Raw genomic sequence first — 18,475 nt, 5'->3', positions numbered from 1 at the left:
AATTCTCTTATCTGTGGAGGAATTATAGTGCTGCACCTACAACAAACTTTCCTTTTTCAGTCTACTAGCTAAAAATGGCTAAGGTTTTATGTATCCAGTGTACAACTGTACTCAAAATGTCTAGTGGCTATTGATCGGGGTAGAACATCCACTGGTATATCCAGGATCTTCCACAAATGAAGGAACAGACGTTTCGCCTGGCAAATATTGTGCAGCTTCTTCTACTAACACAGACTTTGTTGCTTGAATCACTTGTAATATTACTTTTTTATCATCATCTCTGATCACTTCATTTTCCCTTACTAATTTTTCTACCTCATCTGTTACATATTCTATCATCCGTTGCAAAAAAAGCACTTCTTCTTTTTTCTTTTCCAACAAAGCTTTTTGAAGTTGTTCTATTTGAGAGGATTGCTTCAAAAGTGAACTGTTTAATTCTTTCACCTTATTATCGCGATCATCATTCACTGTTGTTAATGTGTTATCAGATTCTTTCTCTTCTTTTTGTAAAGATAATGACTCCTTTTCCAGCTCCTTAATTTTAGATAAGTACTCTTTCTCCTTTGTACACAATTTATCAACTTTACTTTCAAGATCAGTGCGCTTTTGACGTTCATCACTAACTTTACCTTCTAATTCTTTCTTTTCCTTTTCCGACTGGCATAACTTCTTCTCTAATTCTTCTATGTCGCTTTCTGAGCTCTCATGTTGTTCTTCCGATTCTAAAGTTTTTAATTGTTTTACTTCTTCTACTTCTACTTTTTTTCTTAACATAGTTAATTGAGTACGCAGAGAAGAAGCTTCCCTACTTTTATGTTCTAATTCCAAGTTTAATTCATCTTCATATTCCAATCTTAAGCGTAACTCATCTTCATATTCTGACTTTAAACATAACTTATTCTTTTCACTTTCTAATTTGCATTGACACAATTCCTCCATTAAAGAATCCACTCTTTCATTCAATCTTGTATTTTCATCACGTAACTCTTGGTGTTCAAGAGAAAGCATCTCCTCCTTATGTTCTAACTGACCTTTTACTTTTGCTTCCAATTCTACATTATTACTAATTATTTTACATGAAAGTGCAAGCACCAAAATAGATAATGTAGCTAAAGCAAGAATTAGAGGAAGAGGCACATTAGAAGTTACAATAAGCGCTAAAGATGTAAGTAACGTAAGAGTAGCTAAGGAACTAGCTATAAAATAAAATGTGTTAGCCTCACTAAGCAAATTGCTCATTACTCCCCTCCTCCCCCCACGTTCAGCAGTCTTGTATATATTTATTAAAATTCTCTTATCTGTGGAGGAATTATAGTGCTGCACCTACAACAAACTTCCCATCTTCTGATCGGGGTAGAACATACTGGTATATCCAGAATCACATAAAGCGTCATTCAGCTTATGTGATGGTCTGGATGTGTATTGCTGTGATTCTCCTATAGAATTTTCAATTTTCCTGTTAGTCTGCTTATTCGACACCTCTCCAATATTATATTCAATACAAAAATCTTTAATTATAGTATAAGCAGAAGTTCCAATCTTGTTGTTTAACTTTTCAACTATATAATTTATAAAACATTCCACATCTGCTGCTGAGATAGAGAGTGTTGTAAGTCTTGTTTCGTTTAAAATTCTTAAGATAGCATGCTTGTACTTTTTATTTTTTAATTTTTCATTCAGACCATCCTTCAGTATATTCTTAAGTATACTTCCTTCTATCATAGTAAACTTGAGTTTACTACTCAAACGACTTCCCCTAACAAGTGATGCATCTAAATCTTGCAGACTAACATTAGTTGTAGCAAACACCGTCACACCTTTATCAGCTTCATCGAATCTAGTGAAAAAATAATTTAAAGGTACTCGATTGGCATCAGTGCGTCCCTTGCCAAAGCTGTCGATTTCATCTATAAGAACTATACAAGGAGCGTTTTCGTTTGCTTTATTAAAAAGCTCATTTATATTTGATTTTTCAAGCAAATCAGCTCCAGAAACTTTTATAAATGTAGTTAGAGATATCAGCTGATCCCCAATCGCCTCAACAATTGAACTCTTACCAGTTCCTCCTGGACCGTGAAAAATGAATCCTCTTGATATTTTTTCTTGCTCTTCTTCTGAATCACCTGATTTTGCTGAAGACACTATATTAATATTATTTTTTATTGATTCATAAATATTTACTAATTTTGTTTTTATCTCTTTTATAAATATAAAATCCTCAAATGCTTTCTTCCCTCTTTTTTCACCTTTTGCGCAAAATTTCATAAAAATCTTTTCTTGTGTTTTACTTTCTGTTGCAACACTAGCAATCTTTACCTTTAGCTCTTTCACTTCATTGTTAAGCTTATTTAGCTCCTCTTTTTTTGCAGCACTAGCAATTAGCTTTTCAATCTCATTGTACTGACTACTAAGCCTCTTATTTAGCTCTTTGATTTGAGGCTCTAAGCTTTGTATTATATTTTCTTGCTCTTTAGCTAATCCATTTTTTTCATTAGGTTCTGCTTTTTGTGCATCAAGCTTTTTATTCTGGCTGATCATTTTACATGAAAGTACAAGCACCAGAACAGAAAGTATAGACAAACTCAAAGCAACAGGAAGAGCTACATTAAAGGCTGCAACTGAAGACAAGAACTCAACATAAGGGGCAACGGCAAGTGTCCCAGACGCAAGCAATACCAAAGTAGCAAGAGCACCAGCTATAAGATACGGTGCATTGGCTTTATTATATAAATCCCCCATTATTATTCCCTCATACTAATAATGATTACAATAGCATGGATATTAAAGGAAGTAAAGCTATAAAAATCAATATAAATCTATATTCACTATGTATTTCTCGTCTTCAGTTTCAAGCTCAGACTGCATCCACTCTATCGTTTCCGCATTGCAAACTGCCTGCAAATCATTCTGTGCGGATTGATCCAACTTATCCTCTCGTAGATCTGCTTTTATCATCAACTTTTTTATCAGATGCTTAACTGATACATTATTATCTGCCTTTATCTTTCTGATAATGTTTAATATCTGAATAACATTATCTCCCATTTCCTCTGAATATTTATCGTAGATAAGTTCTTCTTTGCTTGGCCAATTACTTTGATTGTGTACAGAATTATAACTATACAACTGGTGGTATATCTCTTCTGTAATGTATGGCAAGAAAGGTGCAAATAACCGCAAAATAACATTTAACACATACGCCAAGCTTTGTTTTGCACTTAAGGTTGCTTCACTGCTTCCGTACGCACGTTTTTTTACTAACTCCAAGTAACTATCACAAAAATCCTTCCAAAAAAATTCCTCTATTGCGCCCAAAGCTTCGCAGTATTCAAACTGTAATAGGTTATTTGTTGCTCTTTCTATAACTTTGTATAACTTAGACAATATCCACTTATCCATTGTCTCGTGAGCAGAATTTATGCTCATCACTTGATGCTTTTCCATGAACATGGAAACGAACTTGCTAGCGTTCCAAAGTTTTGTAACGAGGCGCTTGCCAATTTTGAATGTATTTTCAGAGTAGACTGTATCAACTCCAAGCCTTGAGTTCGCTGCCCAATAGCGCACTACATCAGCTCCATAAGTTTCAAGTATTACATGAGGAGTGATGATATTACCTTTTGATTTACTCATCTTTTTCTTATCATCTGCTAAACACCAACCGCTGATCATAATGTTTTTCCAAGGTAAAGAATTTGCATGATAATGTGCCTTTAAAATAGTATAAAAAGCCCAAGTTCTTATTATCTCATGGCTCTGGCTGCGCAGATCTGCAGGAAATATCGTATCATAGCGATGATTTGGTAAGCTAAACTCACTGTTTACTGCCAGTGCACTCAGTTGAGGAGTAATTGAACTTGTGGCCCAGGTATCCATTACATCTTGATCTGGGATAACCTCTTCTTTGCTATACCCTTTTGGCAAATCTTTCAATGGATCTATAGGCAGGTCCTTTATCTCAGCTAGAATAATTTTACCTTCTTCTCCCTTACGGTTGGAATACCACGCTGGAAATGGCACACCAAAATAACGTTGCCTTGAGATGCACCAGTCCCAATTTAGCCCTTCTATCCACACTTCCATGCGTTTACGCATAGTAGCTGGATGCCAATTGCATTCTTTTACTTTATCTAATACTTGAGCTTTTTGCTCTAAGGTCTTGATAAACCATTGATAAGTAGGCAATATCTCAAGTGGTGCACCAGATCTTTCTGCACACTTAACAGAATGAGAAATGTTAGTGCTTTCTATCAAAAGGCCTCTTTGAGTTAGGATTTCGATTATCCGCTTTCTTGCTTCTTTAACTTTCAATCCATTTATTTCACTATAGATTCCAGTGTCAGCTACTTGAATGACATCATTCAGGTTCATCCTCCCATCCTGATCGATGATAATTTTCATCGGCAGATTATGCTTTTGCTGCCAATATATGTCGAGTTCATCACCAAACGTACAGCACATAACAAGCCCAGTGCCTTTATCTATTTTAACCTTATCATCAGCTATGATTGGAATTTTTTCCTTTGTTATTGGCACTATGGCTGTTTTTCCGATCAGATGAGTGTAGCGCGCATCCTCTGGATGACAAAAAACTGCAACGCATGCTGGAAGTAACTCAGGTCGCGTAGTTGCAATATTGATCTGCTCATTTTCTTGAGTAGAGAAAACTATCGTGTTTAAGGATGACTCAAAAACTTTATCTTCTATTTCTGCTTGCGCAATTGCTGTTTTATCAACCGGGTCCCAAAGGATGGGCTGCATTTTTCTATATGCATACCCTTTATTATATAGATCAATAAACGACATCTGTGAAAGCGTCACAGTTTCCTTGCTGATCGTGTGATATTCCAAATCCCAGTCATAACTAATGCCGACTGATTTAAATAGTTCCTTGAATTCTTGCTTTGATTTTTCAATAACCTCATGGCACATCTCTATAAATTTTTCTCTGCCAACTTCTTTTGCACGGGTTTTATAGGTTTGTTCAACCAATCTTTCAGTGGGAAGCCCATTATCATCAAACCCAATTGGGTAAAACACATCTTTTCCCAGCATGCGCTGAAACCTTGCAATAAAGTCCGTGTGGCAATAGCTAAATATATGGCCAATATGGAGTTTTCCCGATATTGTCGGCGGAGGTGTGTCTATAGTGAAAGTGTTATCCTTTTCACCATTCCATTTATAAACTTTACTTCCTTCCCACAATATGTTGCATTTGTCTTCAACTTCTTTAAAGCCGTATTTTTCTTTTAACATAAATATTTCTCAATTTTAAACCTTAAGCTAGCAACGTCATACCGCCGCGGTATCTCTAGATCCCGCTAACAAGCAGCGGAATGACGATGGTCGGTAAACCTAAATTACTTTAGCTATAGCACAATTACGGCAATTTTACGCCAAAATTTTTTGTTTACGAACATAAATTTTCTATGCTATGATAAAAATATTACTTGACCTTAGGTTCTAAGGGTATTATGTAATGTTAAATTATAATTGAGGTTCGTTATGCTAAGCTTAAAGAATGGTACAATACAGGTTGCCGATGATAAAATAGTGCTTGTTATAAAAAAAGATGATTATGAAGAATTTAAAAAGTATAAAAACGTAGATAAGAGTGGTGCTATAATTGATGACAAGTTTTATGTGGGCTGTACGCTAAATGATCAACAACTATATATTACTGGTTCTTATCCTCAAGAAGAACTAGGAGATAATACAATCATGAATGTAAAATCCGTTGGGAAAAAGGGTGGCAAATATTTTAGTCGCCTAGAAGAAATGAAAAATCTGTTAGGCTTTAACGATGGGAAAGAGGAGATTATGGTAAAAGCCCTATCTTGCCATCCCACAGTACAATTGTTAGAAGAGAAAAATGTTAAAATAACAGAATTGGAAGCTGCAGAAGAGCAGTTAAAGGGGAAAAATGAAGAATTAGAAGCTGCAAAGAAGAAAGCTGAGGAGGAATTGAGAATTAAAACACAAGAATTACAAGATCAATTGGACACAGCTCAGCAGGAAAAACAAGACTTAGAAGCTGAAGTGGAAAAACTAAAGGCAATAGATTCTACAGCGTTGCAGCAGCAGTTAGAAGAGAAAAATGCTAAAATAACAGAATTGGAAGCATTAGATGCTGTGGCGTTACAGCAAAAGTTAACAGAGAAAGAGAATGAAATGACAGCATTAAAAGCTCAACCAGATGCTGCTGTTACGAAGTTAGAGGGTGAAAAAACAACACTAACAAATAAAATAAAAGATTTAGAAGCACAGTTAAACAACCAACCAAATGCTGCTCAGTTAAAAGCCAAAGAGGATGAAATAAATAAACTAAATGATGAAGTTGCGCAGTTAAAGGCAGCACCAAATGATACTGCTGCTCAGTTAAAAGCCAAAGAGAATGAAATAATAGCATTAAAAGATCAAGTTCAGCAGTTGCAAGCAGCACCAAATGATACTGCTGCTCAGTTAAAAGCCAAAAAGGATGAAACAAAAGACTTACAAAATCGATTGACTGAAGCTGAGGAGAAAAATAGAAAACTAGAAGATAAAAGCAAAACAACTGAGCAACCAAAACAAGGCAATGGAGCACGGTACACTGCTACTGTTGGTATGGGTCTTGCTGCTGGACTGATAGCATTTACTGCACTTGAACGTACAGTTAAGTTAGAGATGTTAGTAATGATTGGTATAGCAGTAGCATCTGCACTCGTAGCCGGTGGTATTACATATGCAGTATTACCTAGTACTCAAGTAGATGGGGCAAAAGCACAAGAAGTAAATGAGAATGGGAAAAAGAAGTAACAAGGGTTAAGCCGAAATGTACGTGTCAAGTAAAACACTTGACGCGAACTTCAGTTTTTATATCCCTTCATTAGCATAATATAATTTTGTGCTGATTGTGTAATATGTTTAATTTCTTCATTCGACATCTTTTTGAAGAACTTTGCTGGCCTGCCAGCCCATATTTCCCCACTTTTTATCACTTTTCCGTGTGTTACCAGTGAGCCAGCAGCTACCATAGCTTCAGGCTCCACAACTGCATGGTCCATCACGGTAGAGCCCATACCAATAAACGCCTTATCATGCACCGTGCATGCGTGCAACACACAAAAATGTCCCACTGTTACCATGCTGCCAATAATTGTGTCACCACCTGGGTTTCTATCCACATGAATTACCGTTCCATCTTGAATATTTGTTCCATTACCTATTTTTATTGATCCAACGTCCCCTCTGATTACACAATTAAACCAGATGCTTGCATCTCTTCCTATTTCAACCTTGCATATGATATGCGAACCACCTGCGATGAAAGCACTTTCGTCTATTTTTGGTTCATAATCTTTGTATTTTAAAATGTGATACATATTAAGCCCAAAGTCTTATGCATATGTTAATCAAAATAAGGTAAGCAGTAAATACATACTTAGATTTCAAACTACTTGGGTGACAGATGTTCTTGACTTACGTGCTTTGTACTGCTAAGATTTTTATTTTCAGCCCTATCTATAATGTCAGTAGCGGTATTAAGTATATTTCAAATAATATTGGTTGTTGTGTTAGTAATTTTAGTGCTCTTGCAGCCGCCTGGAAGTAGTTCGTTAAGTGGTTTTAGTAATACACAACAGGGGGTCAATTCGATGATTCCGGTGAAATCTTCTGAAAACCCGCTCAGCAGAATAACGGCTATTGTTGCTGGATTGTTTATTATAAACACATTGCTATTGTCAGGATTATGTTCAAAAGACGTACATAAAAAATCGATCGCAGAAAAAATTATATTAGAAAAAAAGCAAGAAAGTGAATCTACTTCTGTTCCATTTGAAAATTAATGAAGGAAGCTAAATTTATCTTTGTCACAGGTGGAGTTGTGTCATCGCTTGGTAAAGGCTTAGTTGCTTCGAGTGTTGGTGCGCTTCTTCAAGCTCACGGTTTTAAGATCCGTATCAGAAAACTTGACCCGTATCTCAACATTGATCCTGGGACAATGAACCCAACTCAGCACGGAGAGGTATTTGTTACCGAAGATGGTGCTGAAACTGATTTGGATCTTGGGCATTATGAGCGTTTTACTGGAATTAAAGCAACAAAAGATGACAATATAACAACTGGTAAGATATATCATGAGTTATTGAAGAAAGAGAGGCGTGGTGATTATCTGGGCAAAACTGTGCAAGTCATTCCTCATGTAACAGATTTGATCAAATCGTTCATTTTTAATGGTACGGAAGGTTTAGATTTTGTAATATGTGAAATAGGTGGAACTGTAGGTGACATTGAAAGCCAACCATTTTTGGAGGCTATACGCCAAGTTAACTACACATTAGGAAAACAAAGAGTTATCCTTATTCACTTAACTTTAATACCATATCTTACCGCAGCGCAAGAATTAAAGACAAAGCCAACGCAGCATTCAGTTCGAGAGTTAAATTCCGCGGGGTTACAACCAGATATTATATTATGCCGCAGTGAGAAAGAAATTTTCGATAATCAAAGAGAGAAAATAGCTAAGCTTTGCAATGTTTCTTTATCCAATGTGATACCTGCTCCTGATGTGAGTCATATATATGAGTTACCGGTGTTGTATAGCCAATGTGGGCTTGATACGCAAATTTTGGAGCACTTTCATTTAAGTAAGCCAAGACCAAGCTTGACTGAATGGGATCAAATAGTGCATTCCATAAGGCACCCAACACAGGAAGTTACTGTGTCTATAGTGGGAAAATACACCGAATTCCCTGATGCGTATAAATCACTAGTTGAAGCATTAAATCATGGTGCGATTAGTAATAAAGTCAAAGTAAGGATAAATTGGGTTAACTCAAGAGAGAAGGAAGAAAAACCTATAAATGAAAAACTTATAGGAGAGAAATTACAGAATTCTCATGCAATCCTTGTTCCAGGGGGGTTTGGTGATGACGGAGTAGAGGGTAAAATATTAGCAATAAATTATGCCCGTACAAATAATATCCCATTTTTCGGAATTTGCCTTGGTATGCAGCTTGCAATTATTGAGTTTGCTCGTAATGTTGTTAAGCTTGAAGATGCACACTCTGAAGAATTTCGTAACTGTAAACATCCAATCGTTAAGTTAGCTGGCGATCAAGATGACGATCTTGGTGGAACCATGAGACTTGGGGCATACAAATGTAATATAAATGCAAACTCTAAAATGATGGATGCATATAGTAACACTACTATTTCAGAAAGACACAGGCATAGGTACATAATCAATTCAGATTATAAAGATGACTTAGAAAAAAATGGGCTGTTATGCAGTGGCATATCAGAAGATGGAACGTGCATAGAGGCAGTGGAGTTAGAGAGTCATCCGTGGTTTATTGGTGTGCAGTTTCATCCAGAATTTCAATCAAAGCCGTTTTCTCCTCATCCTCTTTTCGTGTCGTTCGTTAAAGCAGCAATTGATAAGAAATAAGTGCCTAGTGTTTAAGTATCAATATATGGAGCTTGCCATAGAGCAAGCCAAACTCGCTCAAAAAAATGATGAGGTGCCCATAGGTGCTGTAATAGTGAGTGGAGACAATATCATTTCTTCTGCACACAATATATCCAGCGATCCAACTGCACATGCAGAGATGTTAGCGATCAGACAAGCATTTTCAACTCCCACGCTTTGTGATGCTGATATGTACGTAACATTAGAACCATGTCCGATGTGTGCTCAAGCTATTTCCTTTGCCAGAATTAAACGATTGTACTTTGGAGCTTATAATCCAAAAGGTGGAGGAATTGAAAATGGTGCTAAGATATTTCAATTTTGCAGCCATATACCTGAAGTTTATGGTGGGATATTAGAAACAGAATGCTCTTTTTTGTTAAAGGATTTTTTTGAGAAATTGAGAACATAGTTTAAGTCTATCAATTGTCATTTGCTTGCTTATCTCTGAAACTATCTTCACTTTTTTCCATATAGCCGCCTCTAGTCTAACTGTGCAGATCGATTTGCTGCCACGTGCGTAATAAGTACAACATTAGAGTTGCTAGATAAATTATTATTAGTACCAGCTTCAGCGGCCAAATAACGACCATCTTCAGTACATGTGAGTATATAATTTAATAGTGTTGCGGCTGCTTCCCTATCATTCAGTTTTGGGTCCAAACAATAATCTATCAATTTACTAATTGACTGTTTATTTGTAACTCGACCCTCAAACTCCCTGAGAGATCCTACTCTCTCTCCTAAGTTTATAACGAATTGCTGCGTTTCTTCAGGTGTAAGTTTACCTACTCTGTAATCTAACTCATTTGCGGTTCTTGCACGTTCTACTTCTTCGTGTCCATAGCAGCCTAATAGGTTACTTATTGCCTGTACCATACCATTTAGACTATTTGCAAGTTCTACTCCTAATATCCTATACAATGACTCTTGTACCGATGTCGTATAAACTTCATCAATCACTTCTTTCAGGCAGACCAGAGTATAGATTATAAATTTTCTTTCTTCTCTTGATTCTGATAGGCTCTTTAAAATATCAGTAAGAGTTGGTACTATAACATTCCGCACAACTTCTTGATTTCTTATTAAGTTTGGTACTGTATTTTTTAATACCTTAGCCCACTGCTTATCTTCAGGCAATTTTCTTTCACTTATGGCAGTTAAAATTGTACTTCTGATAAATGGTAAACAAGCGATAATAGATGTAAATTGGAAATAGGAATGCTGGAGCGTATCTTTAGAACATCTTTAACAGCAGCATAGAATTTCTTTAAAGTACTAGAATCTCTAGCACCTTGAAGTTCTTCAAAATTACTTAACTTATTAATGAAATTTTCTTGTATATTTTGAAATCTTGCTTCAATTAATTCCTTTTTGGATGTCATTTTTTTAGCTACACTTTCAGTCTTTTCCTTTACTTCCAGGTATAGTGCACCTGCTTCTGCTCCTCTTTCTGCTATAGTTGATAACCCGCTAAACAAATCATTAGCTGCTTCTTCTAGACTTATGTTAAATACAGCATTATTAACAATCACCTCGTGTTTGCGTTCCCCTTTTACTTTTTTATATAATACAAACAGAGACATAGATGCTATTGCAGTCAAAAAGAAGGTCACAGCTACTATTACTAACACTAGCGGAGACATTTTAATTAGAGTAAACGTGGCTGCAGCTCCCATACCAAGCGAAAACATCGCTACACATCCAACCGCTACTTGGAAATACAACTTACAGTTTTTCTTATTATTTGAAATGTTTGCGTTATTTGGAATGTCTGCTCTGTTTCGTAAAAGAAACCCGATACCTTCTATATCTCGATTCTGAAGAGCTTGTATCAGTAAAGATGACCCATTATGCGAAACATTTGCTCCTAGATCTATACAAGATTGAGCACTATCAAATAATTTATTGTTGAAAAAATACTCCAATAGTGTTTCACCAGAAGGCAATTTGAAATTTTTTACTAACTGCATGTTTTCACTCTGATCACCTCTTTCTATATATAGCTTGAATAAATAAACAGCTTCCCTAGGAGCTATTCTTGCGTGAAAAGCATATTCAAATGCTGTAAGGTTATCATGATTTTTGATATAGAGATCTGCACCATTCTTAAGAAAATCATAAAAAGTAGCGTTAGCTGTATAGGTTTCATCACATTCAATTAAGCGCTGCTTAATAAAATTGACAACAGCGTAGTGTAGTGAGCTATTTCCATTATTATCTGGTATATTAACGTTAACTCTTTGTTTTATGAGATATTTTGCATGGCCCAACTTATCTTGAATAATTGCATTTAGTAATAACGTTCTTCCTTCAGCATCTTGAGAATTTACTCCTTCATGTGCTCCCCTTTCAAGCAATAGCACAGCATTTTCAACATCACCTTTTTCAGCTGCAACACTCAGTAGGGCTTGATCACCTTTATTAACATTAATGTTAGCACCATTTTTTAGCAACCAATCTATAACCTCTTCCTTTTCGCATCTGTCCTCAATCTCTAATGCTTTTGTAAGCACATCAAAGCAGTAGTTATGGTCAGAAACAAGTTTATTTAAATCTAATTCCCCTATATTAAGGTTGCGTGAGTATAAAAACTTTTCACTATGTTGTGCTCCATATTTTTGCAGCAAGCTATACATTTCACTGCCATATTGAGCATAATCCAAAGCAGTACAACCATCATTATCCTTAGCATTTACTTCTATTTTTTGACATAACATAGACAATGGCAAAAACCTTGCTACCAGGTACTGAGACACTTCTTTTTCATTAGCTTCTAAAAACAACTCAACAACTTTTCTATTTTCATTCCTAACAGATCTATGCAGTACAGTACGATCGCTAGCATCTATAGTATCAATCCTACTGCCATTGCTTATTAATGAACTTATAACTTTTGATGAGCATTTTTTTTCTATAGCAACGTCTAGAATAGTTTTGCCATTTTTTGTAGCATTTATATCTAAATCTTCCTTGATAAGCTGCTTAATTCTGTTTTCCCTATCGGTGCTGTTTTTTATTCTCAACACATCTTCAAAGTACTCAAAATTAGACCACGCATCACACAATGCTTCATTTTCTACTGATTTTTGTATTCTTTCTGAGTAAGCAATATCTGAATGAACAGCATTTCCTGCTTGTTCACGTACTATATTAATTCTATTATTATTTTCTGTATCTGTTGCCATATACCCTCTATAAAGCCTAACTTATATCATACTATATTTGTGACGCTTGTAAAGACTTAAATTTACAGTTGGAAATACTGTTTTTTTAGACGAATAGAATAAGAAATTAGTGTTACGCATAAAAAAGTTTATCATGGCATGTGTTTTTGATCGTTCTAATTTTTCCGCAATAAAATTTTCTCATTTAGCGAGATTAGCGCATTTTTCACACCTTTTTTCAACTTAGGAGAATACACACTTAAGAGAAAACTAAGACCAATCAAATTTCTTATCTTGCGGTTTTATTTGCAATATTGCTACCACACTGATCAACAAGCAGAAGACTATATAAAGCCCAGCAGCAAGGTTTGTTTGAGGAAATGTTACAGTCAACCAAATACAAACCATAGGAGTAAATCCTCCATGTAACGCATAAGAGATATTGCGTGATAAGCTCACACCACTAAATCTAACATTGGTAGGAAAGAGTTCAGATGCAACTATTCCTATGGGAACTATACCCCTTTCTATTATAGAGAGAACCATTACGCTCAACGCAATCACAAGATAATTTTTATAGTAATATGCAATAGATAACGCAGGACAACACAGTGCCATTGTAATTGCTATAAATAAGATTGCAGTGCGCTCTTTTCCAACTTTATCAGCCAACATTCCAAACGCTATTGAAGATATCGGCATTAATACACTGGTTATAATCAATACAATTTCGTTGATATATGTTGTTACATAAACATCCACTGATGCTATTTCCTTTGCGAGAGTTCGAAGAAATATGGTAAATCCAACAGCAACATTAACAGGTACAGATATTAAAATAGCAAGTATAAGAGCTCTCTTGTGGCGTTTTATAAGCTCTATTATTGGCAAATCAGGTAAATTTCTTTGTTTTCGATTTTTTTCATATGCTGGAGTTTCTCCCAATGTGTATATGCTATACGCGCTAATTAATCCTAAAATAGCTGAGAAAATAAATGGCAATCTCCAACCCCAGGTACAAAAATCAGTAGTTTTTTTGCAGATAATCACTATTACCGCAGAAAGCAAGACGCCAATGGAGCGACCAAAACCCATCATTCCAAAATACATCCCTAAGTTCTCTTTCCTACTGGATAAATGCTCTATAAGATAAACAGAACTTCCTTGTTCACCACCAAGTGCAATTCCTTGTGTTATATGGATTGCAAGAAGCAATATAGTAGAAATTATACCTACTTGATTGTGACTTGGAATAAATGCAATGAGACTTGATGGTATCGATATTAGCAAGATAGTAATTATTAATGCTATCCTCCTTCCATACCTGTCACCAACGTGACCAAATATGAATGCACCAAGTGGCCTTACAATTGCACCTAGCCCTACAATTCCAAATAATTGCAGTATGTTACTGTAGACATCTTTTGCAAAACAAAACTCTCTGCTGATTATGTTAATCAAATCAATAAAAAGCATGTAGTCATACCATATTGCGATTCTGCAGAGTATGGTTGATATCAACACCCTTGTTTGCACTAAATTCAATTCGTAAATGTTTGCTTATTCTATTCTGGCTGCTTTTTGGGATTTTACAACCTAAACATATGGAGTTGACTTTTTTATTATGGTGTGTGATAATTGCAATGAATATAGCTTATTTAGCAGCACTTATAGCAGCAGTAATACTTTGTGCTATAATGTGTATAAGCATTTTCTTTATATTATTTAAGGAATTAAAGAACTCTCAGATTCAAAAGGATTTCTATCTCTTCTGAAAACAGTAGGTGTAATTTCTATAATACTATCAATTATATCTCTCCCACTTATTATATTAAGCCTTACTACTACGTCACCTCTGGTAGTAGGTATAGTAGGTGGTATCGTTGGTGCTATTTCCATAATACCATTAATAGTAGCTTACATTTTGCTTGTGGCTATATCGAATATCTTTATTACCAAGTCTTTATAAATTTGAGCTAATGTTACTGTCTTCATTTCTTCTTGGTTGTAATATTGCTGAAAGTTATCTATTTCCATAGGTATAACATATAATCTGATTTTATAAGATATTCTACCGGGATTAAAATATCGTAAATCTTAGGCGTTATAAACAAAATTTACAGGAAAAATAAGATGATACTACTCAAAAAGGCAAACAAGACGGTATTTTTCTGGCATAAGTTAGCGTTCAGCTTTACCTTTCCTTGCAAGACATTTTAGAGCTATTATGTCTTACTTCTTGAAGATACAAGTTAGCGTTTTTAACCCGAATTCTGGATTGGAGATTAAAAAAAACAAGAATATCAATAGCTTATTGTTTTAGCATTTACGATAAAGCAGTAAGCATTTTAAGACTAGTTACTAATTTAGTAAAATTCAAGACTTTCAATAATTTACCTAAAATCTAATCCAGAATTCGGGTTAATAATAAAATCTTGTTTTTTGAAAATGAATTTGGTAAACTTTAAAGATGTATGTGACAATATGGTGATATATTGTTTTTAGTATTTAATAAATTAAAGTACGTACTTGATAATTTTTCTGAACACTCTAATCAAGCTAAAATAGGTAAGCTAGATAAAATTATTCTTAGTTTAAAATTGGTATAAGGTATTAAGATGAAAAAAATTGAAATTTCAGAATTACTAAAAATAATTTCAATCTGTTTACTATGCGTGGCAACTATTATCTCTATCGCTTTTTTGTTTGCCTATATGCATACAATGTTGCTTAGTAAAGGGTATGAGTTAGCTGCACATTATGTTAGTGAAGCTATGCCTTGTGTGTTACTTTTCGTTCTCCTTTTTATTGTTTGGTTTGTATATGATCGAGTATTCAGCAAACTAAAGGAAGTAGAGCTGCCTATATCAATAGAATTAGCTAATTCAGATGATAAAAGAATAACATTTGCTGATGCTATAATTGATGACTCCTTAAGACAACGGTTGCAGATGATTTGCTGTGACCAAATGACAGAAGAAATGCGCAAGCTGTTTGGAAATAAAAGTATTAATTCACTAAGAGGTTACATATTATATGGCCCTCCTGGAAATGGTAAAACACTTATCGCTCGTGCAATTGCAGGTGAATCAAATATGAATTTCATAAGCATCTCAGGTCCTGAACTTATTGGACTATATATTGGTCATGGTGCACATGCTGTACGCGAGCTTTTTAAAATAGCAAAAAAATATTCTCCTTGTATAGTCTTTATAGATGAAATAGATGCAGTTGCTCAAAAAAGAAGTACCGCTAATAACTCAGCTTACCATTGTCAAGAGAGTTTAACACAGTTGTTAACTGAAATAGATGGATTTAAGAGCAGAAAAGATATAATAGTAATTGGTGCAACTAACCTTATCGGTGGTATAGATCCAGCACTTATTAGACCTGGACGTTTAGGTCAGAAGGTTTATGTCCCTAATCCAAACATAGAGGTGAGACAAAAGATATTGGCACTTTATATGCGAGGTACAAAAACTGATGAAAAGCTAAGCCTCCAAGACATTGCAGACAAGACTGAAGGCTATTCTGGGGCTGAGTTAGAGCAATTAGTGAATGAAGCAAAAATTAGCGCTGGTGCGCAAAGAAGGCTTATAGTGAGTGAGGAAGATTTCAGTTACGCGCTTCACAGGTTAAGTCCAGAACAAGAAAGAGATAGAATAAAGTTAGTTTCAAACGCGAAGACACAGGTAGAAGAAACTTCTTTTACACGGTAAACATAAAAATTGAAATTATAGAAGTGTAGCTGAGCCAACCTTCGTTATTCTTATTATTACCCACAAATAAAGACATGGTATTGCATTTACTCAAATAATTTAATTTTATTAACCTGAAAGCTTATTGGATTAAAATTATTAAATTAAGAGTTATAATTTTAGCAACTAAAAGCTGTAAATTGCACCATATAAACAGTTATTTCAAGCAAAAGTTATACTGACCTTAGCCAGAAAAAGTGGTGGAAAAGTTAGGAATGTTTTTTACAAAAAAAGACAGTATCAATAAAAAGGATTTTATTCTATTTGAAATATAAAATTATCATGTATTTTTCTGTTATTCCCAAGTGAATTATTATTAACTTAGCAGTATATATTATTAAAAACACAAGCAATACAATCATTTTTAGCAACCAAAACCAGCAAGCGTGAGAAGATTTTTTTTTGGAATGAGTTGGTCATGATGTTTGTAAAACTTAATTTGTACACTTTACTTACCCCCAGTAATTCTGATATAGTTACTTTAGTTAAAGTCTATAAAAGTTTATAAATGGCAACCTTAAGTGTAAGAGAAGCTTTATGCACAGCAATTAGAGAAGAAATGCAAAACGACTCTGATGTGCTTATCATGGGTGAAGAAGTTGCAGAGTATGATGGTGCTTATAAAGTAACGAAAGGATTACTGAAAGAGTTTGGAGAAAACAGAGTAGTTGATACGCCTATTACCGAACATGGATTTGCTGGCCTTGCTGTTGGAGCGGCATTTGCTGGATTAAAGCCAATAGTCGAGTTTATGACTGTTAATTTTTCTATGCAAGCTATTGACCAAATTGTGAATTCCGCAGCAAAAACAAATTATATGTCAGGCGGACAACTTGGATGCCCTATAGTATTTCGTGGACCAAATGGCGCTGCAGCAAGAGTTGCTGCACAACATTCTCAATGCTTTGCAGCTTGGTATTCGCATATACCGGGGTTAAAAGTAATAGCACCCTATTTTGCCTCAGATTGCAGAGGTCTGCTTAAAGCTGCAATTCGTGACCCTAATCCGGTAATATTTCTAGAAAACGAAATAGCTTATGGAAATGAGCATGAAGTTTCTGACTCTGAGCTATCAAACAAAGATTATCTACTTGAGATAGGCAAAGCTGCTGTTATACGGGAAGGAAAGGATGTAACTATCACTGCTTTTTCATTTAAATTAATGGATGCCTTAAATGCAGCAGATTTACTTTCGAGTAAAGGTATAGAAGCTGAAGTTATTGACCTCAGAACCTTAAGACCACTTGACACTCAAACTGTTATTAACTCTATTCAGAAGACTAATAGGTTAGTTAGTGTAGAAGAAGGATGGCCATTTGCAGGAATAGGAGCAGAGCTGTCAGCCGTTGTTATGGAACAAGGATTTGACTACCTTGATGCTCCAGTTGTACGTGTAACTGGCAAGGACATCCCCTTACCTTACGCTGCAAATCTAGAAAAAAAAGCATTACCGCAAGTGGAAGATATAGTTGAAGCCGTGCATCAGGTCTGTTTTAGAAAAAAATAGTTCTTTTTTGTGTCTCCTGTTCCGCATTGGTCCATCAAAGAAGTATTTCCAGTGCCGCCTATACCACCCATTACTTTTATGACGATAGTTTTAGCACCGAAAAATACAGCACAAAATATACCGAGTGCAAAAAGAGCTGGCCATGGCATTCTACCAAATATCGCAAGCAAAGCTGCACCTATTATCACTACGGTCATAAGCGGTCCGCCTATTCCCCAAACGTAGCCAATAATGTTACATATTACTTGAGCAGTTGTATCAGTATTAGTGTCAGCGGCAGCACTCCCAACATGAGAAAAAGAAATAAATAATACTATAAAAAGAATATTAAAAACTTTCCTAGGGTTCATCTCTATACCTTAAATTTAGATATTGCAATTATACCTAAAATACTATAATTTTTAGTAAAACTAGCATAAAGATTGAATAACAAACGGTGCCACAAAAGTAGTTGACACACAACTGCACAAATATTGTAATATAGACATAGTAAACGATATTATTCCAGTGCTTGACGCTGGAATCCAGACTTTAATTGTTATATTTATAAATAAGTCTGGAACGTTCATCTCAAATGCAGTATTTTTGT

Annotated in this window: 15 protein-coding genes; 6 read left to right on the top strand and 9 right to left on the bottom strand. The window is 35.2% G+C overall.

All coding sequences use genetic code 11. From position 1 onward, the window contains the following. Positions 1–120 precede the first annotated feature (120 nt). From OOK90_RS02460 to OOK90_RS02450, 3 genes are all read right to left on the bottom strand, one after another. A complete protein-coding gene (locus OOK90_RS02460) occupies positions 121–1,239 on the bottom strand; it encodes a coiled-coil domain-containing protein (RefSeq protein WP_209472955.1) in 1,119 nt (372 codons plus the stop codon). A gap of 84 nt (positions 1,240–1,323) precedes the next feature. After that, a complete protein-coding gene (locus tag OOK90_RS02455) occupies positions 1,324–2,739 on the bottom strand; it encodes an AAA family ATPase (RefSeq protein ID WP_264706091.1) in 1,416 nt (471 codons plus the stop codon). A gap of 66 nt (positions 2,740–2,805) precedes the next feature. Then, positions 2,806–5,256, bottom strand: coding sequence for a valine--tRNA ligase (locus tag OOK90_RS02450; protein ID WP_209472959.1), 2,451 nt, complete (start codon positions 5,254–5,256; stop codon positions 2,806–2,808). Between the two features lie 249 nt (positions 5,257–5,505). Here OOK90_RS02450 and OOK90_RS02445 point away from each other — a divergent pair, with 249 nt between their 5' ends. After that, on the top strand, positions 5,506–6,798 hold the full coding sequence (locus tag OOK90_RS02445) for a coiled-coil domain-containing protein (RefSeq protein ID WP_264706089.1): 1,293 nt from the start codon (positions 5,506–5,508) through the stop codon (positions 6,796–6,798). 50 nt (positions 6,799–6,848) lie between these two features. On the opposite strand, the gene OOK90_RS02440 is transcribed toward OOK90_RS02445, so the two are convergent. Then, positions 6,849–7,364 carry a gamma carbonic anhydrase family protein gene (locus tag OOK90_RS02440; RefSeq protein WP_264706088.1) on the bottom strand — a complete coding sequence of 172 codons (516 nt, stop codon included), beginning with the start codon at positions 7,362–7,364 and terminating at the stop codon, positions 6,849–6,851. Positions 7,365–7,508: 144 nt separating this feature from the next. Between OOK90_RS02440 and secG the strand changes: the two genes are divergently transcribed. The 3 genes from secG to OOK90_RS02425 are packed head-to-tail and all read left to right on the top strand — an operon-like array spanning position 7,509 to position 9,866. Further along, positions 7,509–7,829 (top strand): preprotein translocase subunit SecG, encoded by a 321-nt coding sequence (secG, locus tag OOK90_RS02435; protein WP_007548880.1) that lies wholly within the window; start codon positions 7,509–7,511, stop codon positions 7,827–7,829. Further along, complete coding sequence (locus OOK90_RS02430) at positions 7,829–9,433, top strand: CTP synthase (RefSeq protein WP_264706087.1); 1,605 nt, start codon at positions 7,829–7,831, stop codon at positions 9,431–9,433. Before secG ends, OOK90_RS02430 begins: the two co-directional genes overlap by 1 nt. 25 nt (positions 9,434–9,458) lie before the next feature. Continuing rightward, the gene (locus tag OOK90_RS02425) at positions 9,459–9,866 is read left to right on the top strand and encodes a nucleoside deaminase (RefSeq protein ID WP_209472967.1); all 408 of its coding nucleotides are present in this window, start codon (positions 9,459–9,461) and stop codon (positions 9,864–9,866) included. Between the two features lie 71 nt (positions 9,867–9,937). On the opposite strand, the gene OOK90_RS02420 is transcribed toward OOK90_RS02425, so the two are convergent. From OOK90_RS02420 to OOK90_RS02405, 4 genes are all read right to left on the bottom strand, one after another. Then, on the bottom strand, positions 9,938–10,594 hold the full coding sequence (locus OOK90_RS02420) for a hypothetical protein (RefSeq protein WP_264706085.1): 657 nt from the start codon (positions 10,592–10,594) through the stop codon (positions 9,938–9,940). A 20-nt stretch (positions 10,595–10,614) separates the two neighbouring features. Next, the gene (locus OOK90_RS02415) at positions 10,615–12,642 is read right to left on the bottom strand and encodes an ankyrin repeat domain-containing protein (protein ID WP_264706083.1); all 2,028 of its coding nucleotides are present in this window, start codon (positions 12,640–12,642) and stop codon (positions 10,615–10,617) included. 249 nt (positions 12,643–12,891) lie between these two features. Further along, on the bottom strand, positions 12,892–14,097 hold the full coding sequence (locus OOK90_RS02410; RefSeq protein ID WP_244663081.1) for an MFS transporter: 1,206 nt from the start codon (positions 14,095–14,097) through the stop codon (positions 12,892–12,894). A 249-nt stretch (positions 14,098–14,346) separates the two neighbouring features. After that, positions 14,347–14,520 (bottom strand): hypothetical protein, encoded by a 174-nt coding sequence (locus OOK90_RS02405; RefSeq protein WP_264706082.1) that lies wholly within the window; start codon positions 14,518–14,520, stop codon positions 14,347–14,349. 719 nt (positions 14,521–15,239) lie between these two features. Between OOK90_RS02405 and OOK90_RS02400 the strand changes: the two genes are divergently transcribed. Both OOK90_RS02400 and OOK90_RS02395 read left to right on the top strand, forming a co-directional pair. After that, entirely contained in the window at positions 15,240–16,340 is a 1,101-nt protein-coding gene (locus OOK90_RS02400; protein ID WP_264706081.1) for an ATP-binding protein, read from the top strand. Between the two features lie 547 nt (positions 16,341–16,887). Further along, positions 16,888–17,886, top strand: a complete 999-nt coding sequence (locus OOK90_RS02395; RefSeq protein ID WP_264706079.1) for a pyruvate dehydrogenase complex E1 component subunit beta — start codon at positions 16,888–16,890, stop codon at positions 17,884–17,886. On the opposite strand, the gene OOK90_RS02390 is transcribed toward OOK90_RS02395, so the two are convergent. Further along, a complete protein-coding gene (locus OOK90_RS02390) occupies positions 17,862–18,236 on the bottom strand; it encodes a TrbC/VirB2 family protein (RefSeq protein WP_006279664.1) in 375 nt (124 codons plus the stop codon). The two genes, OOK90_RS02395 and OOK90_RS02390, sit on opposite strands and share 25 nt — an antisense overlap. Positions 18,237–18,475 lie beyond the last annotated feature (239 nt).

The organism is Wolbachia endosymbiont (group A) of Ancistrocerus nigricornis, from assembly GCF_947250785.1.
GTDB lineage: Bacteria > Pseudomonadota > Alphaproteobacteria > Rickettsiales > Anaplasmataceae > Wolbachia > Wolbachia pipientis.
Note: the sequence above shows the minus strand (reverse complement) of the source record. Positions and strands in the feature narration are given on the sequence as shown.